The 26189-nt window shown below is 44.6% G+C and carries 22 protein-coding genes; 16 read left to right on the top strand and 6 right to left on the bottom strand.

Translation table 11 applies throughout. The features are described from left to right. Nucleotides 1-149 precede the first annotated feature (149 nt). Nucleotides 150-488, top strand: a complete 339-nt coding sequence (locus CRO25_RS26240; RefSeq protein WP_063565778.1) for a hypothetical protein — start codon at nt 150-152, stop codon at nt 486-488. A 91-nt stretch (nt 489-579) separates the two neighbouring features. On the opposite strand, the gene CRO25_RS26245 is transcribed toward CRO25_RS26240, so the two are convergent. After that, on the bottom strand, nt 580-1302 hold the full coding sequence (locus tag CRO25_RS26245) for a YheC/YheD family protein (protein ID WP_079697011.1): 723 nt from the start codon (nt 1300-1302) through the stop codon (nt 580-582). A 226-nt stretch (nt 1303-1528) separates the two neighbouring features. On the opposite strand from CRO25_RS26245, the gene CRO25_RS26250 reads away from it, so the two are divergent. The 5 genes from CRO25_RS26250 (at nt 1529) to CRO25_RS26270 (ending at nt 8182) form a co-directional block, all read left to right on the top strand. Then, entirely contained in the window at nt 1529-2062 is a 534-nt protein-coding gene (locus CRO25_RS26250) for a YceI family protein (protein WP_079697012.1), read from the top strand. Nucleotides 2063-2294: 232 nt separating this feature from the next. Then, nucleotides 2295-3392, top strand: coding sequence for a bifunctional glycosyltransferase family 2/GtrA family protein (locus CRO25_RS26255; protein ID WP_063565781.1), 1098 nt, complete (start codon nt 2295-2297; stop codon nt 3390-3392). Continuing rightward, on the top strand, nt 3392-5683 hold the full coding sequence (locus CRO25_RS26260) for a glycosyltransferase family 2 protein (RefSeq protein ID WP_179132273.1): 2292 nt from the start codon (nt 3392-3394) through the stop codon (nt 5681-5683). The genes CRO25_RS26255 and CRO25_RS26260 overlap by 1 nt, the downstream gene beginning before the upstream one ends. A gap of 245 nt (nt 5684-5928) precedes the next feature. Beyond that, a complete protein-coding gene (locus CRO25_RS26265) occupies nt 5929-7548 on the top strand; it encodes a hypothetical protein (protein WP_179800953.1) in 1620 nt (539 codons plus the stop codon). A gap of 133 nt (nt 7549-7681) precedes the next feature. Next, entirely contained in the window at nt 7682-8182 is a 501-nt protein-coding gene (locus CRO25_RS26270; RefSeq protein WP_079697015.1) for a GNAT family N-acetyltransferase, read from the top strand. 98 nt (nt 8183-8280) lie between these two features. Here CRO25_RS26270 and CRO25_RS26275 read toward each other — a convergent pair whose 3' ends face one another. Continuing rightward, on the bottom strand, nt 8281-9042 hold the full coding sequence (locus tag CRO25_RS26275) for an SDR family oxidoreductase (RefSeq protein ID WP_079697016.1): 762 nt from the start codon (nt 9040-9042) through the stop codon (nt 8281-8283). 16 nt (nt 9043-9058) lie between these two features. Further along, a complete protein-coding gene (locus CRO25_RS26280; RefSeq protein WP_072733908.1) occupies nt 9059-9445 on the bottom strand; it encodes a MerR family transcriptional regulator in 387 nt (128 codons plus the stop codon). Between the two features lie 240 nt (nt 9446-9685). On the opposite strand from CRO25_RS26280, the gene CRO25_RS26285 reads away from it, so the two are divergent. The 3 genes from CRO25_RS26285 (at nt 9686) to CRO25_RS26295 (ending at nt 13157) form a co-directional block, all read left to right on the top strand. After that, nucleotides 9686-10825 (top strand): 5-methyltetrahydropteroyltriglutamate--homocysteine S-methyltransferase, encoded by a 1140-nt coding sequence (locus tag CRO25_RS26285; protein ID WP_079697017.1) that lies wholly within the window; start codon nt 9686-9688, stop codon nt 10823-10825. 272 nt (nt 10826-11097) lie between these two features. After that, nucleotides 11098-12330 carry a HAMP domain-containing sensor histidine kinase gene (locus CRO25_RS26290; RefSeq protein ID WP_079697018.1) on the top strand — a complete coding sequence of 411 codons (1233 nt, stop codon included), beginning with the start codon at nt 11098-11100 and terminating at the stop codon, nt 12328-12330. Nucleotides 12331-12347: 17 nt separating this feature from the next. Further along, the gene (locus CRO25_RS26295; RefSeq protein ID WP_063565789.1) at nt 12348-13157 is read left to right on the top strand and encodes a GNAT family N-acetyltransferase; all 810 of its coding nucleotides are present in this window, start codon (nt 12348-12350) and stop codon (nt 13155-13157) included. A 111-nt stretch (nt 13158-13268) separates the two neighbouring features. Here the strand turns inward: CRO25_RS26295 and CRO25_RS26300 are convergent, their stop codons facing one another. Continuing rightward, nucleotides 13269-14126: a hypothetical protein gene (locus CRO25_RS26300; RefSeq protein WP_079697019.1), complete on the bottom strand. Its 858-nt coding sequence runs from the start codon at nt 14124-14126 to the stop codon at nt 13269-13271. Between the two features lie 144 nt (nt 14127-14270). After that, a complete protein-coding gene (locus CRO25_RS26305; protein ID WP_097115827.1) occupies nt 14271-15740 on the bottom strand; it encodes a hypothetical protein in 1470 nt (489 codons plus the stop codon). Between the two features lie 303 nt (nt 15741-16043). Between CRO25_RS26305 and CRO25_RS26310 the strand changes: the two genes are divergently transcribed. Together CRO25_RS26310 and CRO25_RS26315 are read left to right on the top strand one after the other, a co-directional pair. Then, entirely contained in the window at nt 16044-16493 is a 450-nt protein-coding gene (locus tag CRO25_RS26310) for an Rrf2 family transcriptional regulator (protein WP_064641496.1), read from the top strand. Between the two features lie 114 nt (nt 16494-16607). Then, nucleotides 16608-17252: a nitroreductase family protein gene (locus tag CRO25_RS26315; RefSeq protein WP_079697020.1), complete on the top strand. Its 645-nt coding sequence runs from the start codon at nt 16608-16610 to the stop codon at nt 17250-17252. Between the two features lie 213 nt (nt 17253-17465). On the opposite strand, the gene CRO25_RS26320 is transcribed toward CRO25_RS26315, so the two are convergent. Beyond that, the gene (locus tag CRO25_RS26320) at nt 17466-18557 is read right to left on the bottom strand and encodes a GntR family transcriptional regulator (RefSeq protein ID WP_079697021.1); all 1092 of its coding nucleotides are present in this window, start codon (nt 18555-18557) and stop codon (nt 17466-17468) included. Between the two features lie 394 nt (nt 18558-18951). Between CRO25_RS26320 and CRO25_RS26325 the strand changes: the two genes are divergently transcribed. The 5 genes from CRO25_RS26325 (at nt 18952) to CRO25_RS26345 (ending at nt 26134) form a co-directional block, all read left to right on the top strand. After that, complete coding sequence (locus tag CRO25_RS26325; protein WP_079697022.1) at nt 18952-20577, top strand: xylulokinase; 1626 nt, start codon at nt 18952-18954, stop codon at nt 20575-20577. A 175-nt stretch (nt 20578-20752) separates the two neighbouring features. Further along, nucleotides 20753-21448, top strand: a complete 696-nt coding sequence (locus tag CRO25_RS26330; RefSeq protein ID WP_076287227.1) for an L-ribulose-5-phosphate 4-epimerase — start codon at nt 20753-20755, stop codon at nt 21446-21448. 271 nt (nt 21449-21719) lie between these two features. Then, nucleotides 21720-23144, top strand: a complete 1425-nt coding sequence (gene araA / locus CRO25_RS26335) for an L-arabinose isomerase (RefSeq protein WP_097115828.1) — start codon at nt 21720-21722, stop codon at nt 23142-23144. Nucleotides 23145-23334: 190 nt separating this feature from the next. Continuing rightward, on the top strand, nt 23335-24108 hold the full coding sequence (locus tag CRO25_RS26340; protein WP_072733901.1) for an AAC(3) family N-acetyltransferase: 774 nt from the start codon (nt 23335-23337) through the stop codon (nt 24106-24108). Nucleotides 24109-24439: 331 nt separating this feature from the next. Then, nucleotides 24440-26134, top strand: a complete 1695-nt coding sequence (locus tag CRO25_RS26345; protein WP_079697024.1) for a diguanylate cyclase — start codon at nt 24440-24442, stop codon at nt 26132-26134. Nucleotides 26135-26189 lie beyond the last annotated feature (55 nt).

Here is a 26189-nt window from a genome sequence, read left to right on the forward strand (position 1 = left end):
CAGGTGGTTCTTTTTGTTTTGATGACAACCTTATAAGGCCCCTCAGGCCACCGGACAAACGCACTTTTTGTTCCTTGTCCACATTTATACCTTACCAAAACATTTGAAATGCATTTAATAAAACTATCAATAATAAGGAGGTTTTGATAATGGGAAATAGAAGACCTGGAGGACCAAGAGGTGGTTATGACCCTGTTCAGATCTATAACTCTACTTCGTTTAATGCGTCTGGAAAAGTTGAATATGCATCCATCTTTTGTAGTGACGACAACTATAGTGTTTTGCGTGACGAGACTTGGAGAGCTTCCAGCCGTGGAGTCTGCTTGGTAACTAGAATCACCGCAACGGTTAGAACGCCAAGTGGAAATATTGAAGCCGAGCCGTATACTTCTTCCGGTACCTCTTACAGCCAGTTTGCCATTATACAGGTAGGAGTAAATAAATTCCAAGTGACACGTGTTACAAGTGCCACGAGACGCCTCAAGTAATAACTGAAGCGATCATGATCATCATAAGCATCAAAATTTAACCTAAAGAGACGACTGGCCGTAGAAAAAGGCTGGTCGTCTCTTTTTTGCTTTAATGTTTCTTGTACCATAATATTTTGCGATGCATTGAGGAATCTTTTAAAAGCCGGAAAGGCCGTAGGTCGGGTTTATAATTACCTTCGATGATCCAAATTCGATGTTTCCTGTCGATACCTATATCGAACCCGACTTGTCTAAGCGTAGGGTAATGCTCTCCCAGTCGTTTGGCAGAAGATAGTGCAATGTGTTCCGCTTTGACAAGCAAGCTCGGATCTTCGATTCGAGCTAATTTGAGAGCCTCCAGCACTGGAATGGTGCGGCTAGTCACATTCGTGACTAGATATCCCTGCGCCGCAACTTTAGCGTAGGAGCCGGTAACGTTCCAATTGGCTGAAGAGCCTTTTTTGCGCTGAACAATGATTCGAATGTCGAACGGCTTGTGCCCAATTTGGGCGAGATACAGACGTTTTTGGACAATGTATCCATCACTTTTGTTTCTTTTGTGGAGCCATTGGAATACCTTATCGGTGTCTCTCATGATGACCACATTATTTTCATTTTGAATACGATAGGATTTCCCACCGTTACGTTTGATAAAAATGATATCCCTTCCATAACTTCCGTTACGAGGTTTCAGTACGATGCTTTGATATTGAAGCAGCATCTTCGTTAAAGTGTCCTTTTTAAGTAACTGTGTTTCGGGTAACCGTCCGGCGAGAGAGGATGCATTGCGGAGAATGCGATACTGCAGCCACTTATCTCTTTTGATTAACATTGGAATCACAGCCTTTTTCCAGACTTCTACGGTAATTCTAATTCAAATTAGGGATCAGCATAAGCGGCCATTCGTCTATATTTATGAGAAAATGCTAGAACGTTAAAAGGCTACTGACATCACGTTGTCAGTAGCCTTTTTGTATATTAAGAGCATGCGAATAGCGCAGTGCTTTGGAGATAGGGCGACCTTTCTCATCATATGATTATAGAGGTGGAATTTATTTATGAGCAATGTCAAATGGGAAGTGGATCCGGATCACAGCTCTGTTGAGTTTTCGGTGACGCATTTAATGATTAATAAAATCAAAGGTGTATTCGAGCAGTTCGAAGCGGTTTTAAGTTTTGACCCCAACGATGTAACAACTATGGGTATTCAGGCTTCCATCGACACAAATAGTATCACAACTCGCCAGTGGCAACGAGATGAACACCTGAGGAGCGATGAATTCTTTCATACTGCCAAGTATCCAGCGATTACGTTTCAAAGTACCAACTGCGTTCTTACTGGCGAACGGCAATATGAACTTGCAGGCAATTTAACGCTGCATGGCATAACAAAACCTATCACTTTTCATACCGTTTTTGAAGGGTTTAATAAAGACCCTCGAGGCCGGGAACGTGTGGGATTTCATTCGACTGCCAGTATCGATCGTAATGAATTTGGCTTGAGCTTCAACTCTCCTCTGGAAACGGGTGGAATTGTCGTCGGAAATGAAGTAAGCATCGAGCTTTATATCGAAGCAATTCGAATAGAATAGCATTGTTACATGATATCTGAACATGCACTCGCCATAATTATGGCGAGTTTTTCGTTGTGTATACCACAGTCCTATTTCTAGTATTTTTTGCCTATACATTAATGCGAATGTGTATACAACTTTTTTACCAAAATATATACAAGTTGTTCGTTTACTGTATACTCTTTCGATGTTATACTCTCAGTATTCAAAAAGAATTTGTGAAAATATGTCGAATTGAGGCTTAACTAGGATGATTATAGATAAAAGTGAAGACGGCAAAACGATCATCCTTATTCCATCGCTTGAGCCAGATGAGAGACTTCTAGCCTATGTACGGCAATTGCGAGAATATGGCTTGACCCATATTGTCATTGTAGACGACGGATCTGGTGAGGCGTATCAGTCGATTTTCGAAGAGCTGAGTGAGGACGGGTGTGTCTTGCTTCGGCATGCGGAAAATCTAGGAAAGGGTGCTGCACTTAAAACCGGATTTAAGTATATCGGACAGCAGTTCGATGCATCTTCGTTCGTCGTCACTGCGGATTCAGATGGGCAGCATGCAGCAGAGGATGTATACAGACTTGCGAAAGAAGCCAGGCAGCATCCTGATGCATTGGTTCTCGGGGTAAGGAACTTCAGCGAGGGAGGCATACCGCCGAAATCTTTGCTGGGCAATCGGATGACGTCCTTTATTTTTGCTATGCTTTACGGTAAAAAGCTGTCAGATACCCAGACCGGACTGCGAGCTTTTGGCCCCGGACTACTTGCTTTCATGCAAGATGTTCGCGGTATCCGGTTTGAATATGAGCTGCAGATGCTCATCTCGTGTATTCAGTCCGGTATCCCGATTCATACCATGCCGATTCAAGTCATCTATGAGAATGGAAATGCAGGGACACATTTTAAAGCGATTCAGGACAGCGCTCGGGTGATGGGTGTGCTGTTCTCCAACTTCCTGCGGTTTATTTCCTCTTCCGTTGCGAGTTCTGTCGTTGATTTGGGAATTGCATGGTTTTTGATCGACTTTTTGCGGCCTATATTGGGTCAGCAGGATTATCTAAGAATTCTGCTCGCAACCGTGATTGCGAGAATTATTTCTATTGTCGTCAACTATGCACTGAATAGGCACTTTGTATTCCGTAAAGAGGATAGTCAGGGCAGTCTATGGCGCTATTTGACGTTGTGCGGATTCGTGATTGTGCTTTCCAGTACGGGGGTATATTTGTTCCATACGGTTTTCTTCGTGGATGAGAAAATCGCGAAATTTGTCTGTGATGCCTTGCTGTTCCTGCTCAGTTTTCAATTGCAGCGAAGATGGGTATTTGCAGCAAGGAGGAAGCAGCTGTAGTGCAAAACGAAAAAAGGCAACATATTTTCTTTGTCATCACCATGATCTTGATGTCGATTTATTTGCTATGGCGGATGTTCTTTACACTGCCATGGGGCGAAGGCGTTCTGAACGTCATCTTCGGCATGCTCTTAATTGTGGCTGAGACGGTAACCGTACTGACCACCTTTGAATTGTTTTTTCAAAAGATGCAAAAGGAACGTACGCAGCTCGACTTTCCCATCGTCCCTCCCGATTTTTATCCTCATGTGGATGTGTTCATTGCCACCCATAACGAGCCGGTTGATCTTTTGTATAAAACCGTCAATGCTTGTACATTCATGGATTACCCTGACAAGCAGAAGGTTCACATCTATCTGTGTGACGATGGAGCACGACCTGAGGTGGAGGAGCTTGCGAAGCAGTTTGGCGTAGGATATCTAGGTTTTCCCGGCAACAAGCATGCCAAATCAGGTAACCTGAATAATGCCCTGAGCAAAAGCTCTTCTCCACTCATTGCAACCTTTGATGCAGATATGATCCCGCAACACACCTTTTTGATGAAAACAGTCCCGTATTTCCTGCTCTCCACGTTTATAGAAGAGAACGGGAGATGGCGGCTTCGCCGTGAGGATGAAATAGATAAAAAGTTCAAGCTGGGGTTGGTACAGACCCCTCAAAGCTTCTATAATCCGGATCTGTTCCAGTTTAACTTGTATGCAGAGCAAGGAATTCCGAATGAACAGGATTTCTTCTCCAGAGAAGTGAACATCCTGCGTAATGCCTCCAATGCGGTAGCCTATACCGGAAGTAATACGATCATTTCCCGGCAAGGTATGGAAGACATCGGCGGTTTTCCGCTGAATACAATCACCGAGGACTTTGAGACAAGCATCCGCTTACAGCAGGAAGGCTATATTACCTATGCGACTCAAGAGGTTCAAGCTGCCGGGCAGACGACAACAACTGTTCCGAGCATGATCAAGCAGCGAATTCGTTGGGCAAGGGGTATTATTCAGAGCCTGCAGAATACGCGTGCTCCTATATCTGAGAAGCTTCCTTTTTGGACGAGGGTAACCTATTTAAGCAGTTTCTTATACTGGTGGTCCTTCTTTAACCGTTTGATTTTCATTTTGGCACCCATTTTGTTTGCACTATTCGATTTCAAGATTGTAAACACAACCTTCTGGCAAATCTTAATATTCTGGCTTCCTTCCTATTTCTTCTACAGTGTATCGATGCGTTATCTGTCGAGCAATATTCGGAATCAGCGCTGGAGTCAGGTTATTGATACGATATTTATGCCTTATCTGATATGGCCGGTTCTACTTGAAACGCTGGGCATCCGCGAGAAAAAATTCAAGGTTACGAATAAAAGCAGAGCGAACGGTCGGAAATGGATGTCTGCTCTGTTATATGCACTTCCGCATATCTTCCTGCTTTTGCTTTCGATTGCGGCTGTGATTCGGTACGTTAACGGTAAATATGGCATCGCGCTGTTCTTCAGCAGTATCATTATTTTCTGGCTCATTCATAATATGATTGCGCTGTGTTATGCCCTGTTCTTCATGATCGGCCGTCGTGCATATCGGGAGACAGAGCGGATTCGGGCGCAGGAGGATGTCATGATCCACGACCAGGACACGAATGTGCGCTATCAGGCCAAGACAGTAGATGTATCTGAACAAGGTATTGCCTTTTATGTCCCGTATCCCATTTATTTACCTGAACAGAAGACGATCTCTCTGGTCGTAAAATCCGAGCGGTATGAGGCCAATCTTAAGGCGGTCATCGTTTATGTGAAACAGGATGGAGAAGGCTGGCGTTATTCCGCTACGGTTCAGCCGATTGATGAGACGGATAACCGTCAATACATGCAAATCATCTACGATCGTAAACACTCATTGCCAGAGCAGATGAACCTGTGGGATACGGCTTACGACGATATGCTTCGCAATGTAAAAAAACGTATTGTTCAACCTAGATCGGATCAACGAAAAATGCCGAGGCTTTCCCTTCAGCTTCCAGTTCATTTCACCAATCATGCTGAATGTACGCTGCGCAGCTTTAATTATCGTTTCTTTTCCGCCACGGGTCTCCATGGTGATATTGCGGCTGGAGCGATTGTTACTTTTTATACGAAGAGTAATATTGAAGTCATCTTGCAGCATACAGGGAAAACAACAGCCAATCGTCGCGAAGTGCTTCTCTCGGTGGAGAATATTGATGATATCGTGGAGCGCGGTTTGATTGATCAATTGCTGAGTGATTTGACCCATCCACATGCCGAGCGTTTCACCAGAGAGGGTTAGGAGAGATAGATATGCTGTATTTGCTTCAATTTGTGATGGGAGTTTTATTGATATTCTCCTTTATGGGTTACATGCAGTTTGTTCGAAAGGCACTATCTATACGTTGGGAGTTCATCCCTGTATTTGTGTTTTCCTCCATAGCATGTATTGTCTTTCTTAGCGGTTTGGTAGGGCAACTTTACATTGGCAGCCTTGTCCTTCTTCTCGTCGGATTACTATTGTATGGAGGAATGGTGTTTCTCGGAATGCGCCGAGGAGCATCCTTTCGCATTTCTTTTTCCTTATTCCAGTTTTCATTCCTGGCAGGGACGTTCATTTTCTTGCTGGTACTCTTCCAAAATGAACTAACGCACTACGATAATTTTTCCCACTGGGCGATTGTCTTGAAGCAGATGCTCAGCACAGATACTTTTCCGACACCGGATTCGAACCTAATTGATTTTAAAAATTATCCGCTAGGGACCTCATCATTTATTTATTACGTCTGTCGCTTCATGGGACATTCCCAGTCCGTGATGCTCCTGGCACAAGGTCTGCTCATCTTTTCCTGTTTTTACGCCATGTTTGGTATCGTATCCGAGAAGAAACGTTTTCTGCTGTATGCATTTCTTGGACTCGGGTTATCTACACTCTCTTTCTTCAACCTAACGATTCGGATTACCAACCTGCTTGTGGATTTCTTGCTTCCTATCTATGCGCTCGCCATCCTGGCGGTCATATACCAATATCGTCATGATATCAAGCGAGCATGTATCATCATGCTCCCACTTGCAGGTGTGCTGACAGTCATTAAAAGCACAGGCATTATTTTCGCAGCCATCAGCCTGATCTTCCTGGTGTATACATGGCTAAAGCACAAACAAAAGTTCAGTTGGAAAACTGCGCTGGCTGTTATTGGCACCATCTGCGGTTCACTGATTCCATACTTCGGCTGGAGCTGGCGGATGGCAACGGTATTTCAGGGCGTCGATAACAAATTCGATGTGGCCACTTCCGGGATTCAATCCGGCAAAACGGCGGAGCAGATGCATGAGATTCTGTGGCTATTCTTAAAATCGAGTACGGATATTACGACACGGCCGGTCATCGGTATTGTCATTTTCGAGATTGTAGCGATTGCGGCTTCGATATTTGCCTATGTGGTGCTCAAGAAGAAGTGGAATTTGTGGAAAGCACTGATTGCACTGGATGTTGTATTGCTGCTGTATTATGCAGGCATTCTGGCGCTGTATCTCTTCTCCATGCCGATGGATGAGGCGATCGTACTGGCAGGTTTTGAGCGTTATGCCTCGAGTATTGTAGTGCTGTTCGCCGGCGGGCTGGTGCTGTGTGCTGCAATCGACCTGGAGCGTTCATTCCACTATCGGATTGGTGAAGTGCCTGATTATCAAGCCTTTAAGACGGTCGAGACGAAGGGGCACTATCAAAAAGGAATCATCGGCTGTATGGCGATTGCGGCGACCATCCTTTTATCGGAATACAACGGGATTGTCTCGATTGCTAAAACCTACGATACAACGCTCCCTTACAAAATCCATGCGGTTACCGGCGATCGCTGGTATAAAGATGGGCAGGAGGACAACAACAGATATCTGTTCTACGCCTCGGATAGGGACCAGCAGGTCACGAATTATTACATGCAGTATGTCGGGAAGTATTTCTTGTATGCTCCACATGTGGACGGGATCGTGTTGTTCTATGAGGATAATATGGACAATCTCCTGAGTGGATACGATTATCTGGTCGTCGTGGAGACGGATCGTAACGCAAAGTGGTTGCTGAAAAAGCACTATGGCATTGACATGCAGGAGGGGATCTACAAGATTACCCGTTCCGGAGAACAGATCATTCTTACGCTGACTTGAGATATATAGAGTGGATTCTGATTCGGTCAAAATTCTTGGTATAATGTAAATAGCCTGGAAATGAAGGGACTGAACTATGCGCAGATATCAATATCTTAAACCTAACTATTAAATCCTAATGGAGGTAAAAGTATTGATTACAGAGTTACACACAGAACGTTTACAATTGAGAAAAATGAAGGTGTCGGATTCTTCGAGCTTGTTCGCCGTTTGGTCTGATCCCGAGGTTACTAAATTTATGAATGTTAGTTGTTTTACTGACGTAGAGCAAGCGAAAGAAATGATCAAACTTCTGGATGATCTCTCTCAAGATCGTAAGGCTATCCGTTTCTCCATAATTAAAAAAGAGTCCAACGAGATTATAGGTTCTTGCGGTTATAATTCTTTGGATTTTGACAACTTAAAAGCAGAAATTGGATATGATATTGCTAAATCATCGTGGGGAAGAGGATATGCTTCAGAGGCGGTCTCTACTTTGGTAGATCATGCATTCTCATCTTTAAAACTGAACCGAGTCGAAGCAAAGGTTGATCCCGAAAATGTGAATTCGATAAAGCTCTTACAGAAGCTCCGTTTCACATTAGAAGGAACATTTAACGATCTCCATATGTATTCAAGATTAGTAGATACATGAGTTTTATATAGAATTTAAAGAGGCCGTTCCGTAGCTGGAATGGTCTCTTTGTTAATATACAGAGAAACGGATGAGTCACACGATGTCTCGTAGGTGAGTTATTCAATAAGGTTTTTCGTTGCGTGATACATGCTTTCTGCATATTTGTCGACTTCATCTCGGGACATGCGTAGGCGGGCAACAGAGGTACCGTATCCAATTTCTTTATGACCTTCTTGTAATCCTTCGAAAATTCCATCTGCAAAGGCATCCAATGGCTCTCCATGCGTATGCAGGCCTGCTCCACCCAGATCTGTACTTACTGCCGGAGGAGCAACTTCAATGACCTCTACAGACGTATCCGAAAGCTGGTGTCTCAGGCTGATTGTAAAGGAGTGAAGTGCGGCTTTGGTTGCTGAATATATCGGAGCAATGGCAAACGGTGTGAAGGCTAATCCAGAGGTAACGTTAATAATTGTGGCTTCTTCTTTGGTTGCAAGATAAGGAGCGAACAGCATGGATAGATGAAAGGGAGCTTCAATATTCGTTGTAATTTCTTTACTGAAATAACTCCAATCACTCTTCGCATCCGCTGTCAGCATATTAAAGCGTTGTTGGATACCAGCATTGTTAACTAACACATTCACTTCCGGATAGTTTACGGTTACCCAATCTAACAACGCTACACGCTCGGATTCAATATTCAGATCATTCACATACGTAATAAGGTCCGGGTGTGTTTCTTTTGCATGTTGAAGTACTGCTTCACGTCGTCCAGTAACAATGACAGTATTTCCAGCTCTTAAGAAACGTTCTGCAAATGCTAATCCGATCCCAGAGCCTCCACCGGTGATGAGTACTGTATTTCCTGAAAGTTTCATTATAGTATCTCTCCTCTTAGGTATCTTTTTGTTCGTTTCTTTCCTCTATTTGACGGGTGTAACGTGTAATTTTAAAATCAATGCCCTTTAGGGATTCCTGCATCAACGAAATTTCATCCAGCACTGCCTGCTTGTGATTTTGCATCATTTCAAGCCTTGCTTCAAGCGTACAGTTCCCTTGGATGATCCAGTCCATATATTGCTTTATTTGACTAATGGGCATATGCGTGTTTTTTAAACAAACAAGGGTTTCCAATAAGGCCATCTGAACTTCTGAAAATAATCTCCTGCCAGCATCATCACGCTCCATCATGGGCAGAAGTCCTTTTTTCTCATAAAAACGTAACGTTGAATCTGGAATATTCAATTGGGCTGAAGCTTCGCTAATGGAAAAATACTTCATGTTGGAGACCTCCAAATAGGTGTTAACTCTGTCGACAGGAATAGCATACGACTTAAACTATGGTTTAAGTCAATAAGGTAAATAAATTTTCTTTTGGATGGGAGATACCTCACGGGTAAAGGAAAGTTGGACTCAGCTATAGCTTATAACTATAACCTGCTATAGCTCTTTCATAGAACAGTAAATCCGATCGGACATGTTATATTTAATCTTATAATTAATTTACGGGGAGATTAAACGATGAGCATTCAAACAGAACCTAAACAGCGGACCGTCACTCCATTTCGATATGATATTGTGGGCAGTTTCTTGCGCCCAAGCGCGTTGAAAGAGGCGAGAGCGAAATACCAAAACGGTGAAATTACTTCTGGGCAACTAGAGGAAGTAGAAAACGCTGAAATTGTGAAGCTCGTGCAAAAACAAAAAGAAGTTGGCCTTCAAGCTGTAACGGACGGGGAATTCCGTCGCTCTTGGTGGCATCTGGACTTCTTCTGGGGACTTGACGGTGTTGACCGGACCATCATTGATCAAGGCTATGAGTTTAACGGTGCCAAATCCAGACCCGAAACAGCACGTCTGACGGGCAAAGTAAGTTTCAGCACTCATCCGTTCGTTTCACATTATGCATTCTTAAAAGGTATTGCTGGCGATGACGTCGTTGCGCGTCAATCCATTCCTGCTGCTGCACAGTTCCTGTTTGAATTAGACCGGGCAGAAAATAAAGAAAGTACGCAAGCCATTTACCCGAACCGGGGAGAGCTTCTTTCGGATATTGCCAAAGCGTACAAAGAGGCGATCTTGGCCTTGTATGAAGCGGGCTGCCGAAGCGTTCAAATTGACGATTGCACGTGGGGCGCATTGTGCGATCAGCAGTTCATGGCATTCATGGAGCAGATTGGTGTAAATGTAGCCGATTATGCGAACGAACTTGCGAAGTTGAACGAGGAAGTTATATCCGGTTTGCCGGAGGACCTCGTGGTAACGACACATGTATGCCGTGGGAATTACGTATCAACATATGCTGGTGTCGGTGGAGGTTATGAGCCGATTGCGCAAACGCTCTTGAACATTGATAACTACTCCGGCTACTATCTGGAGTTTGATACCGAGCGGGCAGGCGATTTCAAGCCACTTCGTTTCCTGAAAGATAACCAACAGGTCGTGCTTGGTTTGTTCTCTTCCAAATTTGGTGAGCTTGAAAGCAAGGAAGATATTCTGAAGCGTATCGAAGAAGCGAAGCAATATGTGGATCTGGACCGGATTTGCCTGAGCCCGCAATGCGGATTCGCTTCCACGGAAGAAGGCAACCATCTGACAGAAGAGCAGCAATGGCAGAAGCTTGCTTTTATCAAAGAAATTGCTGAAGAGCTCTGGAAATAGTTCATAAGCTAAAAGCATATTTTTACCCAAGAGCAGCCGTACGGACATTGATCCGTACGGCTACTTGGCATTCTAGGCCTTGCATTAGTTTGACTAATGTTGGGTTTATGTTGTTGGGAATCATTTATTTCAAATTTTCATATTGTATAGCTAGTTAAATGAGATACAATGCTATTATAGATAAGGGCATCCAGTGGGATGCCTTTAAATATAGGAATGAAAAGAGCTACATACATACCGAGGTGTCGACATTAATTTAAAGTGGTGAGTGGATGAAAGAATTGTACAGTCAGGTGAACCGAAAAACATATTATATTTCCATGTTAACTCTCATTGCTCTTATGTTATCTGGATTAATCCTATCGACGACAGAATTAAGCGGAATTACAGTGGGGTATGTCATCCATTTTTTTTGTGTGGCCATTCTAGCGGTTTGTTTGTTGATCTACCCGAAGCATGAAACCTATGTTTTCAGAAAGATCATCATCCTGTTTGGCTTTGCTTATTTCTATACCCTGTTCTTCTTATATCCAGTGACCTGGACTACGTACATTCTCATTTGTCTGATTCCCTCACTTGCCATTCTGTTTTTTGATTTAAAACTGTTTTATTTCTCCATCATTCTGAATGGATTTTTAATTTTGATCACATTTGGCTATATCATCCTGATTGATCAAGGTAATATATATTCGTATTTACATCATGACATCCTAGGGAACCTCATTAATATTATAGCGAGTCAGATTTTATTATTTCTCATTTTCCATTTGTCCTTTAGTCGTATGAAAAAGCAACAGCTCTATCATGAACAATTACAACAATCGGAGCGTTTAAAGATGATAGCCCATTTGACGGCTGCTGTGGCGCATGAGATTAGAAATCCAGTCACCGTTGTTCGAGGTTTTTTGCAGTTATACAGAGAAGATCCTGCATTTGATGATCCGGTCAAAAACAAGTTCAAATTGATGATTGATGAGTTGAATACCGTTGAACAGATTACCTCTCAGTTTCTAACCCTTTCCAAGCCGAATAAAGATCAGAAGCCAGAAAAAGTGAATGTGAACGATGCTCTTCAGAGTGTAACAGGTCTGGTTCGTTCCTATGCGATGTTATCTGATAATCAGATGCATATCGAGGCAGAAGAGGATTGCTTCATTTTTATTAATCCCATTGAGTTTAAGCAGTTGATGATGAATTTAATTAAAAACGCATTGGAAGCATCGAATATGGGGAAACCCGTCACTGTGATTGCCAAGAGGAATCAACATTATATTGAGATCAAAATTATGGATGAAGGGAGCGGAATGTCAGAGGATGAGGTGAAGTCGCTCGGGACGCCGTTTTATTCATTAAAAAGTAATGGCACCGGACTAGGATTAATGATCTGTTTTAATATTGTAGAAAAATATGACGGGGAAATTAATTATGAAAGTATAAAAGGTGTTGGAACGACCGTTACGGTACGCTTCTTGGCTACGGATGGGGCTTTTGTGTCTTCTACATGAATAGAGGAGGAATGGGTATGTTGCAGAAGTTTGGTGTAAACGATCAAGTGCTGCATCAGAATATGTTTATGGCCGATGAAGTCCAGTACAATCTTATTCATCGTATATGCGAGTCAGAGCGTTCAACCTGTCTAAAAGCATCTAATGAAACAATGATCTTTGCCCAGACCGAAGGGCACAACGCTTGGTTGTGGATTTCCAAAGAACTTGCAGCTGAACCAAAGAACAAGCTCTTGCAAGAACTTTTAGAATTTCTCAAGGGAAATGAGCTTCCGGGGATATCAGGAGATCAGGCGACTGTTGGACACTTTTCTGAGGTATTCTCAGAGGCTAACGAGGTTCAATCTGTTCCTTATATGATGATGGAATCCTACGTTTGTTCAGAGGTAAGGAAACCAGTTCATGTAGAAGGGACACTGCACCTAGCTACAAGACAGCATTTGGAGACCGTGGCGGAATTTTTAGCTGGTTTCTCAGAAGGGGCTTATGGAGTTAAAGTTGAACCATCTAGTCAACTCTCAGCAGCAGAGTCGGCTATAGAAACAGGTAATCTGTATCTATGGCTGGTAGATGGTTACCCTGTGTCCATGGCTAATATTGCACATCGCTCTCCAAGACATGCGAGAATTAATGCAGTATATACACCATCTGCCTTTCGTAAGAAAGGATATGCAAGTGCAGTTGTAGCAGAATTATGTTCTATCCTCATATCAGAGGGTTTAGATCCGATGCTATATGCTGATTTGAAGAACCCTGATGCGAATAAGGTTTATCAAAATATAGGTTTTGTTGAAAGTGGCCAAGTGGCTGACATTAAATTCAAATAAAGAAAAGTGGTGTAGGGCATGACATCACTGAGAATCAATTTAGGTATGTATAACATTCTTATCTTGATTCTCAGTGGCATGCTTGTCACTCATGTTGGTGAATCTTCTCCATTATCCATTGGATTTCGGGATTGCCAAGGTTCGTATAAATGCTTCTATATTGTCTGTCAGAAAATCGCTATTTACTAATCCAGCATGAGCGATCATGTTCTTGATATCTTGGGCAAACTCAGACAAGCTGGAAGTAGAGGCTTTTTCGAATCTGTTCTCCCCAGCGATATTCCCCGTAGATTTGGCTACGTCCTCTTTGTATTCCTTCAACCAGTCCTGATTAGTCGATACATTTTTGGCGAAGCTTTGAAGAATCCTGTTCCAGTCTTTTCCGTTCACAATTGCATCCTGGAGCTTATCCAGCGTTTTGGGTTCAAATTTCTTCATCATATAGGTTAGATCGATATAATCATCTGGAGCGCCAACAGGTCTCTGAGGAGGAGTCTCATAATGGATTTCTTTCGTCTCAGGATCTACCGTTCTGGTTGTGGAGATGGCGGCGATTTGACGAATCGTATCCATGAATTCCGTCGCTTTATCCCCTTTCATATAGTTATCGGCGATATACTTTGCTTGTGTGAGACCCAATTCCAGCAATGCTGATCTGTCCTCTTCCTCGGTTATGTTAGTAATGAGGTTAGCTTGAATGATGCCATAGACAGCCTCCTTCACCTCCGAGGGTTGATCTGTGAGTAGGCGATTTAAGGAATCATTGATTTGAACGGTTCCAAAATATGTAGCGGAATGATTTACAATATCGGATGCTGCCAACTGCCTGGAAGCCGGACTAATCTCCACTGTGTCGTTGTTATGCGACAGTTCGGGTATCGTGCCAGTGACTAAAGAGGGCTTATCCGCGCGTTGTTTCGATTGAATGTAGGTATTGAGGTCAAACTGAGTCGTACTTTGAACCTTCATAAATACACACTCCTATTCGATTAATGTATTCCAATAATTCACTTCTCTTCATACTATCGGAATAATATTCCATATTTTTAATATGATTGGACAAAAAAGCAACAGGCATGTTGACGAATCGCCCATTGCTTTTTCTTGATCTGTTTAACCTCCGTAAATACTGTAGGCAAAGTGATACACAATATCTGTATCATTTGCACTCGGACGATTCGTTACCTTCGCCAGCACACCACAAATATCATAGTAGTGAGTGAAGCTTATAGCTCCTGGCAAGTATTGACTTATGCTCCCGGTTGAAGGAGGCAGGGATAACGTAGCAGTGAATTGGCCGCTGCTGTTTGTCATAACCTTTGAACTCCGATATCTGTTGTTACTGCCTTCCGTCCAATAATCATTCTCCCAAAGGACTTCTACTTCCGCATTGGCTACCGCATAGTTATCTGAAGTCGCGGCAACGCCAGTCACCGTAAAACTGGTTCCCGTAATCCGGTAGTAGCGTCCATAGGCATATGTGGGGTAGTCATTCGGACCGCCATTAGAATTATAACCTGTGATCACGACTTTATCCGCTCTTAACACTGGTTGAAGGTGTAATGAATAGTTGTTATCCGAATAGTTACTTGCTGTATACACTCGCAAATAATATGTGCCCGTGCCTAGAGACACATTGCCGTTGGTGGAGGGCATTAGTGCCATACGATTGTTGCTTAATGCACCATACAATTCCGCCTTATAGCCATTACCTACAGAGGCTTGATCCAGATCGATATGCATGGCATCGTAATTTCTGCTTTCGGGAACCGTGATCTTATACCAATCCTGATCGACCTCCGAATTAATGGAGCGGCTTGAAAGAGTAGAGCCACCAGTCGCAACCGTGAAAGGATAAGCATGAAGTGCATTTTCATCTGTCTCGTATGAATCATAGGTTGAGCTAGTTGAAACGGTTAGGGTGAATGCTTCATTGATGCTGCCTCCAACTGCGCCGTAGGCTTCAATTAAGTAGGCTTTGGAACTGGCGGTGCTATTTTTCGTGCCGACATTTTCAGACAAGGTTCTTGATCCGTTTCCGTAGTTATTCAGATACGTTCCATATATTGAATAATCAATTGGAGTTGGGTTCAAATCACCAGTGGACATGTCAAATTCGTAGAGATATAGATCGTAATCTAGCTGCGCCGATGCCGGATTATCCATTTGTACTTGCAGTATGCTTCCCGGTTGTACATAAATAGGGTATAAAAAGCTGGACGTACCTTCTTGTTGGATGTAGCCCGTGTATGTATTAGTCTCTGCTGTGGCTGTAGCGATAATCGATTGCGGAGCCGAAATGAGTCCCTTTTGTAATTCTGAAGACGCGGTAGCCGATTCCAAGTTTACAGGTACTTTTACCCGATGATTCTTCAGTTTGGACGAATCCAACTCAGAAACATCCTTGGTAAGTGTGGATATCATTTCCTCACTTGGCTGCATTACCTGTTCTGCGACATGGGCATCAGGGTGAACTCCCGATTCGGCCATGTCATCGTCTGCAAACGCTTGAAAGCCGAAGGCAAAACTGAGAAATAGATTCATGACGACAACCATAGAAAGCGTCTTTTTCAAGTTTAAAATCCCCTCTCGAAATATAATAAAATTTTGCTACAATTGTATAATATACCAGTTTTAATGGTTTGTTAAGAGGTTATTATATGATGTTTTGAAGTTTATTTGAACAAAATAGTTATATTGCTTGCCTGCTGTGTCAGGAGTAGAGGATTTGATTGTTTTGGAAGCTTCCCTTATTTTATTTCTTGGGCGTGTACCTTCTGTTTAAAGTAGCAAGCTGCTGTCTGTAAACCTCGATGGCGTGTTGAATGGTAGTTGGCGGTTTGCTATAATTCACACAGGACGCAACGAAGAAGGGAGCCCTGTACGATGAAAAAGGCCAAACATACCTGTCCCTCCAATAGCAAGGCATTCGGCTTGGCATTGCAGGCCCTTGTGTTCATGTCTAATAGTTCTAACCGCTATCCAAGTAACAATATCGCCGATCAATTATGCTCAGAAGCAACATTGATTCGCCGAATATTGGCGAAACTCGCTCAGGAGAACATTCTAGAGGTTCGTGAAGGACGCGATGGAGGTTATCGCATGAAGCAGCCGCCGGAATCAGTGACACTAGCCGATATATATCTTTCGCTTCAGACCGAGGCATCGCTGTGTGAAGGAATGCTGGATTCCACAGGCGATCACTCCTTTGGTATGCAGATGCATGACATGTTCAACGATATTACGGGGGAAATTAATCATAGCGTGTTGGAAATTCTGCGAAAATACACCATTGCCGACATGGCCAAACGAATGAGTCCGATAATGGAGAATTGACAACATACCCATCCACAGATATACTGTGCTTATATTAGCACAGTTAAGTGGTTTATTTTTTTATCTTTAACTGTGTTAAATAATACACAGTATATAAATGGGAGGCAAAATGGGATGGAGAGCGTAAAACAAGAGCAAAGCTTCATGGAAGTGGTAAAGGAAAGACGTTCTGTACGGCATTACGATCCTGCGGTCAACATTTCAGAGGAGGAATTGAAAGATATTCTGACTGAAGCAGCCCTTGCTCCATCTGGCGCGAATATGCAGCCATGGAAATTCATTGTCTTTAATGATCAGACTCTGAAAGAACAATTGCTTCCCATCGCGAATAACCAGCAGCAGGTAGTAGATGCCTCGGCCGTTATTGCGGTGCTGGGTGATTTGGAGTATATCAAACAGGTGGATTCCGTTTACGACGCTTCTGTAGAAGCTGGTTATATGACGAAGGAAGTTAAGGATTCGTTGGTTACCAACATGAAGGGAATGCTGGGAAGCATGGATTCTCAATATATCAAGGACGGCGTAATATTTGATTGTGGTCTATTATCGATGCAATTCATGCTCGCCGCCAAAGCGCGTGGTTATGATACCGTTCCAATGGCTGGATACGATAAAAATAAATTCATTGAAGCGTTCGATATTCCCGATCGTTATGTTCCAACCATTCTCATTTCCATCGGCAAAGCCTCGCAACCGGGACATCCGACGACTCGACTGCCCGTTGACGAGCTGACGTTCTGGAATGGTATCACAAAATAATGCAGGCCTCTTCATTGGAAGAGACACTCCTTATGAGTTAGTTCCCGTTCTAGCTAAAAAGAATGACTAAAGCAAAACATCTTAGGCTGCCATTATGGCAGCCTCTTCGTATTTCAGCAAGAACATGGTGTCGACGAACAAAAGGCGGGTGGTTGAGGTTGTAATTACCCCTTTTATAGAGCAATCCCCATTAACCAAACCTCGGTCCCAATACTATTCCAACTCAATCTCTTTTACTGTCTCGCCCTCAACCAGCACGGGCTGGTAATAGGTGTTGGTGGGCAGATCCTTTTTGCCTTGCAGTTTCTTGATGACCCAATCCGCAGCGTCACGGCCCATTTGCTCTTGGGGATGAGTTAATGTCGTGAGTTTGATGTTGGCGTTCTTGGCGATATAAGAATTGTCCTGGCCGATAATGGATAACTCGTCAGGAATGGAAATGCCCAGCTTTCTACATGCATGTACGACTTCTAGCCCCACCTCATCGTTGTAACAGACAAGGGATGTTAGCGCATCTTTGTTTTCCTCCAGAAACACCTCCAGATTGGTGGAGAGGTCCGGCTTCGATGCCGTATCGAACGACAGCACTTGCTCGGGATGAAACCGTAACTTGGCTTCGCCCAGCGCTTTGATATATCCCTTCATCCGATACTTCCCTTGTAAATCATCCATTTTCGCGATAATGCCGATCTGGCTATGTCCTTTAGCGATCAGTTCCCGGGTAGCCAGGTAGCTGGACTGCACGTCATCCAGACAGAAGAAAGGCACCTCCAGCTCTTCATAAAAGGCATTGATCATTGTAAACGGTACATCCTGCTCTTTAAAGGAAAGGTAGTACGCTATGTTGGGGTTGTACAAGTTGCTCTTGGTCGGTTCGACGATCAGGCCATCCACACCGTAGGACAGCATCATCTCGAGCGCCTTTTTCTCTTGCGCGACATCGTTGTTGGTGCTGGCTAACAGCAATGAATAATTGTCCTCATTCAATCGGCCTTCAATGCCGCGAATGATGGAGGGGAAGATGTAATCGGAGATGTACGTCGTGATGACGCCGATTGTTTTTTTCATCGTGTTCCCGCCGGTTCTGGATCGATACAGATTGCTTACATAGGTGCCGGAACCCTTCTCACTTCTCAAAAACCCCTCGTTCGAAAGCTCCAAAATGGCCTTTCGTACCGTCTGGCGGCTCACGTTGTAGCTGTCCTGCAGTGCGGATTCGGTAGGGATTTGTTCGCCTACACTATAGGTTCCCGATAGGATATTGCTTTTGATATCGTCAATGATGACCTGATACTTTGGCTTCACGCAGTCCACTTCTTTCATCGTTACTTATCTATAAAAAAACATCGTCATATTCATAGTTGTACGTACATATTTTATCATGATTCGAATGGAATGGCTATGTAACAGCCAGTTTTACAAAATAAACCGTACAATTCCCATCCTTAAACAGAAATGTGTACCCTACAAAATAAGCTTTTAAGCAAAGAAATGAGATCGTATAGACGTTATATCTTAACTAATGTAAGTATAACTATTATATATTATTGACAAATGTACGTACAAAAAATATACTAAGGCTGTCAGAAAAGGAAAGCGCATTCTTTTCAATGAACCGAAATATGAATCTATTTCAATCATCTTTAAGCCAATTATTTTTTACTTTTACCTACTGTGTCAGAGAGGGGACTACGTGATCATGAGTCATGTGGATATGAAAGAAGCGATTACCAAGGGAGCCACTTCACTAGGAATCGAATTTGGATCGACGCGAATCAAGGCGGTGCTGATTGACGAACGTTTTGAGACCATCGCGTCAGGCAGTTATGAATGGGAGAACCTCCTGAAAGACGGATATTGGACATACAACCAGGAGGATATCATCACAGGTCTTCAGACCGCGTATGGTGAGATGAAGCAAGACGTAGAGCGGAAATACGGAATCAAGCTGCAAACGGTAGGTTCCATCGGATTCTCGGCTATGATGCATGGATATATCGCATTGGATAGCACGGGAGAGCTGCTGGTACCGTTTCGGACGTGGCGTAATGCGACCACAGGGAAGGCTGCAAGGGAGCTGACGGATCTTCTACAGTTCAATATCCCGGAACGCTGGAGTATCGCTCATTTGTATCAAGCGATCTTGAACGAAGAGACCCATGTGCCTCGCATTGATCACCTGACAACCTTGGCTGGTTACATACACTTGCTGCTGACAGGCAATAAAGCCATCGGTATCGGCGATGCCTCGGGCATTTTCCCAATCGACGAGTCCACGCATAACTATCACCCATCCATGATCAAGCAGTTCGATGAACTGATTGCAAGTAAAGGTTATCCGTGGAAGGTCGAGGACCTTCTTCCCAAGGTGTATCTCGCTGGTGAGAATGCTGGTGAGTTAACCGAAGCGGGAGCCAAGCTACTCGACCCTTCGAATGATTTGCAGTCAGGCATTCCACTGTGTCCGCCAGAAGGCGATGCCGGAACGGGTATGGTAGCAACGAATAGCGTGAGGAAGCGTACGGGCAACATCTCCGTCGGCACATCCGTATTCGCGATGATCGTCTTGGAGAAGGAATTGTCCAAAGTGTATCCCGAGATCGATATGGTTACGACCCCGGACGGCAGTCCGGTAGGCATGGTGCATGCCAACAACTGCTCCAGTGACATCAACGCCTGGCTTGGATTATTCCGTGAATTTTCCGAGGCGATGGGATACGAAGTGGACACCGGTAAATTGTTCAGCGTGATGTTCAATAAAGCGTTGGAAGCCGACCCGGATGGTGGCGGTTTGCTGAGCTACGGTTATTACTCGGGTGAAAACATTACGGGCATCGACAAAGGCCGTCCATTGTTCGTCCGCTCACCGGAAAGCAACTTCAATCTGGCGAACTTCATGCGCACGCATCTGTTCACCGCGTTTGGTGCACTCAAGCTCGGCATGGACATTTTGACGAAGAACGAGCATGTGGCGATTGACAGCATTTTGGCTCATGGTGGTCTGTTCAAGACCCCTGTCGTCGGTCAGCGGATTGTAGCCGCAGCGATGAACGTGCCGGTGTCAGTCATGTCTACAGCGGGTGAAGGCGGCGCATGGGGTATGGCGCTTCTGGCCTCGTACATGATCAACAAGGATCAGCAGGAGAGTCTGGATGTGTTCCTAGAGCAGAAGGTTTTTATCGATGTCCAGGGTGAGGAAGTTGAGCCGGATGCATCGGATGTCAAAGGGTTTGAAGCATTTATCGAACGTTATCGGAAGGGCCTCGCGATTGAGCAGGCGGCGGTAGATCATCTGGTAGAGGTTGTTCAAAAAGACCGCTTTTGATTACGAAGGATGCCTAGTGGCATCATCAACATCGAATATGGAATTCAGCCGAAATGTCCGTTGCTCACGTAGCTCTATCTACGCTCCGCTACTCCATTTCTAGCTTCATCCCATCTTCTCGGTACTGAAAACCGACTTTTTGAACACGCACTATTAGAGAACGGGAGGGAATAACATGTTAGAACAACTGAAAGAAGAGGTCTATGAGGCGAATCTCGAGCTGCCGAAGCACGGACTTGTGAAGTTCACATGGGGTAATGTCAGCGCGATGGATCGGGATAGTGGCCTGTTTGTCATCAAACCGAGCGGTGTCAGCTACGACAAGATGAAGCCAAGCGACATGGTTGTAGTTGATCTGGATGGCAATGTGGTGGAGGGCGAAATGAGACCTTCTTCGGATACCGCCACACATGCTGTGCTATACAAACATTACCCGGAAATCGGTGGTATTGTGCATACTCATTCCACTTGGGCGACCATCTGGGCGCAAGCTGGTCTGGACGTACCCGTGATGGGGACGACGCATGCTGACACCTTCTATGGTGCCGTACCTTGTGCCCGTTTCTTGAACCAGGATGAAGTTGATCGCGGATACGAAGCGGAGACGGGCCGTCTCATTATTGAAACATTTGAACAGCGCGGGCTGGATGTGATGGCAATCCCGGCAGTTCTGCTTCATGGACATGCACCGTTTACATGGGGGAAAGACGCCAAGTCGGCGGTTGTAAACAGCGTCGTGCTGGAGGAAGTATGCAAAATGAACCTGTATGCGCGGCAATTGAATAACTTTGCAAAAGAACTGCCGCAAGGCATTTTGGATAAACACTATCTGCGGAAACACGGAAAAGACGCCTACTACGGACAGAAGTAATTTGGTTATGTAGCGATCGGTTGATAATAATTCAAGCGAATAAGTTGTTTGTTACTACTACCAATGAAGTTGTATCAAACTTTTACACGATAACGGAGAGTGCAGTACCAATCTGTAGAAGCGAAGCGCTCGCCTTTATAACCGGATATCATCCTTATTAAAATTGATCAAAGAAATCCGGGGATAACCAGCGATCGGAAGATGGTACTGCAATCGGAGTGGTAAGTGTAACCCATTTGTTCAACTATAAAAATGAAAAGAGGATGATTACATGTCAGCAACAGCAGCTAAACAGTTTTGGTTCGTCGTAGGTTCGCAGCATCTGTACGGGGAAGAAGCACTGGGTGAGGTTAAAGCCAACGCACAGAAAATTACGGATGCCCTCAATGCAAGCGGCGTTCTGCCATACCCGCTCGTATTGCAGGATTTGGCGGTAAGCGCAGATAAAATCACGAGCATCATGAAAGAAGTGAACTATCGCGACGAGGTAGCGGGTGTAATCACTTGGATGCATACGTTCTCGCCTGCAAAAATGTGGATTCGGGGTACGAAATTACTGCAAAAACCGTTGCTTCATCTCGCAACACAATTCAATGAAAGTATTCCATGGGCGACAATCGACATGGACTTCATGAACTTGAACCAAGCCGCTCACGGTGACCGTGAGTATGGCTTCATCAATGCACGCCTGAGAAAACAAAACAAAATCGTTGTTGGTTACTGGGAACGCCCAGAAGTGCAGCAGCAGGTTGCGGACTGGATGGACGTAGCGGTAGCTTATAATGAAAGCTTTAACATCAAGGTTGCTCGTTTTGGCGACAATATGCGTAACGTGGGCGTGACCGAAGGCGATAAAGTAGAAGCACAGATCCAATTCGGATGGACAGTCGATTATTTCGGCATTGGCGACCTCGTGCAATATGTGAACGCTGTAACAGAACAGGAAATCGACGATCTGATCGCTCAGTACGCAGACCTGTATGAATTCGATTATGGCACGAACAGTAAGGAAGCTTGGGAAGCTAGCGTACGTGTACAAGCAAGTTATGAAATTGCGATCAAACGTTTCCTAGACGAAGGTGGTTACAGTGCCTTCACTACAAACTTCGAAGATCTGCATGGCATGAAACAACTTCCGGGTCTTGCAGTACAACGCCTGATGGCTCAAGGGTACGGATTTGCCGGTGAGGGTGACTGGAAAACAGCTGCGCTGGATCGTTTACTGAAAATCATGGCCCATAACGAGAATACGGGCTTCATGGAAGATTACACATACGAGATGGCTGCTGGACAGGAAGCGATCCTGCAATCTCACATGCTTGAAGTAGATCCGACACTTGCCAGCACCAAACCGAGAATCATTGTGTCCCCACTGGGTATTGGCGATCGCGAAGATCCGGCTCGTCTTGTATTTGATGGCAAAGCAGGCGAAGGTGTCGTGGTATCCATGGCAGACTTCGGTACACATTACAAACTGCTGATCAACGAAGTATCTGCATTTGAACCGACCGTTCCAGCACCTAATCTGCCGGTAGCCCGTGTATTGTGGAATGTGAAGCCTAACTTCCAGGATGGGGTTAGAGCTTGGATCGAGAATGGCGGCGGTCACCATACCGTAGTATCTTTGAACCTGACTACGGATCAAATCGTGACCTATGCGAAATTGGTGAACCTGGAATACGTTGTGATTAAATAGTTTTGTTATTCATGAACTTATACAAATTCTTTCCTTATGGCCGGGGGGTTCCCCGGCCCTTTGTCTTGCCGTGAGGCGCATGGTGTATGGCCTGAAACGGGTCTCATGCTCTGTCCAATACAAAGGATAACGTTAGTACCGTCGTCTACGTTCTATTTTGCTATAATAGCCCAAAGGAGGTTATCTATTCATGATACATACGCAAGAAAGTTTGCTCCACCAACTGCGTCAGCTCGGTATTGACGACCAAGGGACGCTGCTCGTTCACTCTTCCATGAAAAGCATGGGCGAAGTCGAAGGCGGTGCGGATACGGTGTTGGATGCATTCACCGAGTATATGAAGGACGGACTGCTGGTATTGCCAACGCATACATGGTCCACGATCAATGCGGACAATCCGATGTTCCACGTGGAATCCTCACCATGCTGCGTCGGTATTCTGCCTGAGCTATTTCGCAAACGACCTGAAGTAGTACGTTCTTGGCACCCTACACATTCGGTAGCTGCTCTGGGACGCGACGCCGAAGCATTTACGAAGGACGATCATCTTTTCGATACACCTTGTGCTAGAGGCTCGGCCTGGGGGAAGCTGCTCGATCGGAAGGCAACCATCCTTTTGGTGGGCGTTGATCTGAAACGGAATACGTTTATCCATGGTATCGAAGAATGGGTCGACATCCCGGGCAGATTAACGGATGAGCCTGAGATGTTACGCACGGTTTTGCCCGATGGAACCGAAATTTCAGTGCCTTCTCGGAGACATTGCGGATTGTCGTGGTCGGAGCATTTTTGGAAAGTGGATGACGTTCTTGAACGTAAAGGTGCGATGCGTAAGGGGCAGCTTGGCGATGCGGCTGTCAGAGTGTGTGATGCGGCCTTGTTGACGGAAGTAATCACGAGCATGCTCCAAGATAATCCGGATTTGTTCTCGGACAATTTGCCTTTGACTACTGTACACGAATGAGGAGAGGGCCGTCCGGTGACGGAGGGCTCTACATACGTACCTGCTTGCTTCTTACGACAGCTAACAAGGTCTTCTTTCCTCCCGGTTTACATCTAAACGTTCAATTTCATTCACAAAAACGCAAAAATTGCGCAAAATTCAAACAGAGGTTGGTTGGTTTGCCATTGTATGGGCTACTCACCCCATTAGCGGTGTGATAAGATGTGGTTAAATTAACCAATAGCAATAATATAGGAATATCTTTTATAGGTTTATCGAAGATTCACATAGCGTTAAGGAATAACCCAGTTCAATACTATCCTCGTTGTCGCATACAAAAAGGAGAAGATTCGTGAGCCCATTAGTATGGTATGATCTCTTTCTATTCGTCCTATTGTTTGGTGTATACGTATATGTTTTTGCAACGGTTAGAATTACGAACTTACATAAGGTTTACTTTTTGTTTCATGGGTTGATGATGCTCTGGCCATTCTGTCAATTTGCGAGTACGTTGACGAAGGACCCCGGCTTGCAGTTGTTCTATGTTACGTTATCTTTTGTCGCCGTTTCCTTACTAGGGAGTGGTTGGCTGCTGCTTACGATCTTCATTACGGGTGAAGCGGAGCGATTAGGCCAAAAAAAATCCTTACTATTGTTCATCCCTGCGGTTATTGGAGCGGTTGGCGTGATCCTGAACCCATGGGGGTGGTTTGTAACTCCACTTGAAGGCGGTTATGTCGAGCGGGAATATGGACACTGGTTCTGGGTTGTCATGGCTATACTCGTGAGTTACTTTGTAACGTCCCTCTTTATTTTATTCCGGGCACTTTATTCTTCTCGAACGTCTTCCATGATTAAAAATCAGGTGAAAGTTACGCTATGGGGCATATTCGTGCTGGCTGCTTTTGCAACAATCGACGCTCTGCTTAATGTGGTTCTAAGAGCGTATTTACCGTTCATTATTCCCGGACTGACTTCGCTGGGGATTTTCGTGTCCGACCTTTTCTTCGTCTATGTCATAAAAAGGTACAATGTGTTCGATCTGGTTTCCATCGCCCATGAGGATGTAATCAATACCATTCCTTACGGCATCCTTGTACTGGATGAGAATGAGATGATTATTGAATTGAACAAAGCCTCCCGATCCTTCATGGATCTGCATGTGGGGGATTCTTTTGATATGGAGGCATTTCTGGGTTCTGTTCGTGTAGAGGGTAGCCGCCAGAAGTTCCTGGAGGAGTATAAGCAAAAAGACAATACCTTGTCTCAAATTGAAGTACTCGTGGGGCGGGATGACATCCGTCATTATATCCTACAAGCGTCTCCCATTGTGGATGCTGCGCGCGCACCCAGGGGTCATATCCTTACGTTCCAGGATGTCTCTCAAGAGCGCTTCTATGTCAAAGAAATGAATAGGCAGAATGAGACGCTTCAGGAGCGTAATCATGCCCTGGATCGCATTCGTCTGGAGTTGTCCGAGGCCAATCGCAAGCTGGAAGAACTCGCCCTGACGGACAGTCTAACGAACTGCTACAATCGCCGTTATCTGACCCAACACCTAAATCACGAGGTCATCACCAACATTCAATATAAAACGCCGTTTTCACTCATACTGCTGGATATTGACTACTTCAAAGCGATCAATGATCGCTACGGACATGTCATCGGGGATGAAGTGCTGCATCGCACGGCTCAGGCCGTCAAAGATTCCATTCGGAGTACCGATATTCTAACGCGATATGGCGGGGAGGAGTTTATGATCTACCTTCCGCATACGGAGCATGACGTGGCTAATCAAATTGCAGAGCGCGTGAGATTATCGGTGGAGTCTAACCGCATTATGGTGGATCACGAGATCGAACAGGTGTCCATTACGATTAGTATAGGCATTCTGTCTATTGAGGATTTTGAATTGGAGCATGTACCGGATAACCCGGAGGGGTATCTGATTCAACTGTTCGCTGCGGTGGATAAGGCGTTGTATCAGGCGAAGCAAAATGGGCGTAATCGGATTGAGTTTGCGGAGTTTGAGCGTATATCGCCTTGAATGAATTTATGAGTAGCAGGGGCCATAGGAATTATGTAGATAATCCTATGGGCCC

It is taken from the genome of Paenibacillus sp. RU5M (genome assembly GCF_900221055.1).
GTDB lineage: Bacteria > Bacillota > Bacilli > Paenibacillales > Paenibacillaceae > Paenibacillus > Paenibacillus marchantiae.

Coding starts and splice junctions, on each gene's coding strand:
- CRO25_RS26315 (WP_079697020.1), top strand. CDS start 16,608: ATGGAGAGCGTAAAACAAGAGCAAAGCTTCATGGAAGTGGTAAAGGAA.
- CRO25_RS26250 (WP_079697012.1), top strand. CDS start 1,529: ATGAGCAATGTCAAATGGGAAGTGGATCCGGATCACAGCTCTGTTGAG.
- CRO25_RS26325 (WP_079697022.1), top strand. CDS start 18,952: ATGAGTCATGTGGATATGAAAGAAGCGATTACCAAGGGAGCCACTTCA.
- CRO25_RS26285 (WP_079697017.1), top strand. CDS start 9,686: ATGAGCATTCAAACAGAACCTAAACAGCGGACCGTCACTCCATTTCGA.
- CRO25_RS26300 (WP_079697019.1), bottom strand. CDS start 14,126: ATGAAGGTTCAAAGTACGACTCAGTTTGACCTCAATACCTACATTCAA.
- CRO25_RS26330 (WP_076287227.1), top strand. CDS start 20,753: ATGTTAGAACAACTGAAAGAAGAGGTCTATGAGGCGAATCTCGAGCTG.
- CRO25_RS26290 (WP_079697018.1), top strand. CDS start 11,098: ATGAAAGAATTGTACAGTCAGGTGAACCGAAAAACATATTATATTTCC.
- CRO25_RS26340 (WP_072733901.1), top strand. CDS start 23,335: ATGATACATACGCAAGAAAGTTTGCTCCACCAACTGCGTCAGCTCGGT.
- CRO25_RS26245 (WP_079697011.1), bottom strand. CDS start 1,302: ATGTTAATCAAAAGAGATAAGTGGCTGCAGTATCGCATTCTCCGCAAT.
- CRO25_RS26295 (WP_063565789.1), top strand. CDS start 12,348: ATGTTGCAGAAGTTTGGTGTAAACGATCAAGTGCTGCATCAGAATATG.
- CRO25_RS26265 (WP_179800953.1), top strand. CDS start 5,929: ATGCGCCGAGGAGCATCCTTTCGCATTTCTTTTTCCTTATTCCAGTTT.
- CRO25_RS26275 (WP_079697016.1), bottom strand. CDS start 9,042: ATGAAACTTTCAGGAAATACAGTACTCATCACCGGTGGAGGCTCTGGG.
- CRO25_RS26240 (WP_063565778.1), top strand. CDS start 150: ATGGGAAATAGAAGACCTGGAGGACCAAGAGGTGGTTATGACCCTGTT.
- araA (WP_097115828.1), top strand. CDS start 21,720: ATGTCAGCAACAGCAGCTAAACAGTTTTGGTTCGTCGTAGGTTCGCAG.
- CRO25_RS26310 (WP_064641496.1), top strand. CDS start 16,044: ATGAAAAAGGCCAAACATACCTGTCCCTCCAATAGCAAGGCATTCGGC.
- CRO25_RS26280 (WP_072733908.1), bottom strand. CDS start 9,445: ATGAAGTATTTTTCCATTAGCGAAGCTTCAGCCCAATTGAATATTCCA.
- CRO25_RS26255 (WP_063565781.1), top strand. CDS start 2,295: ATGATTATAGATAAAAGTGAAGACGGCAAAACGATCATCCTTATTCCA.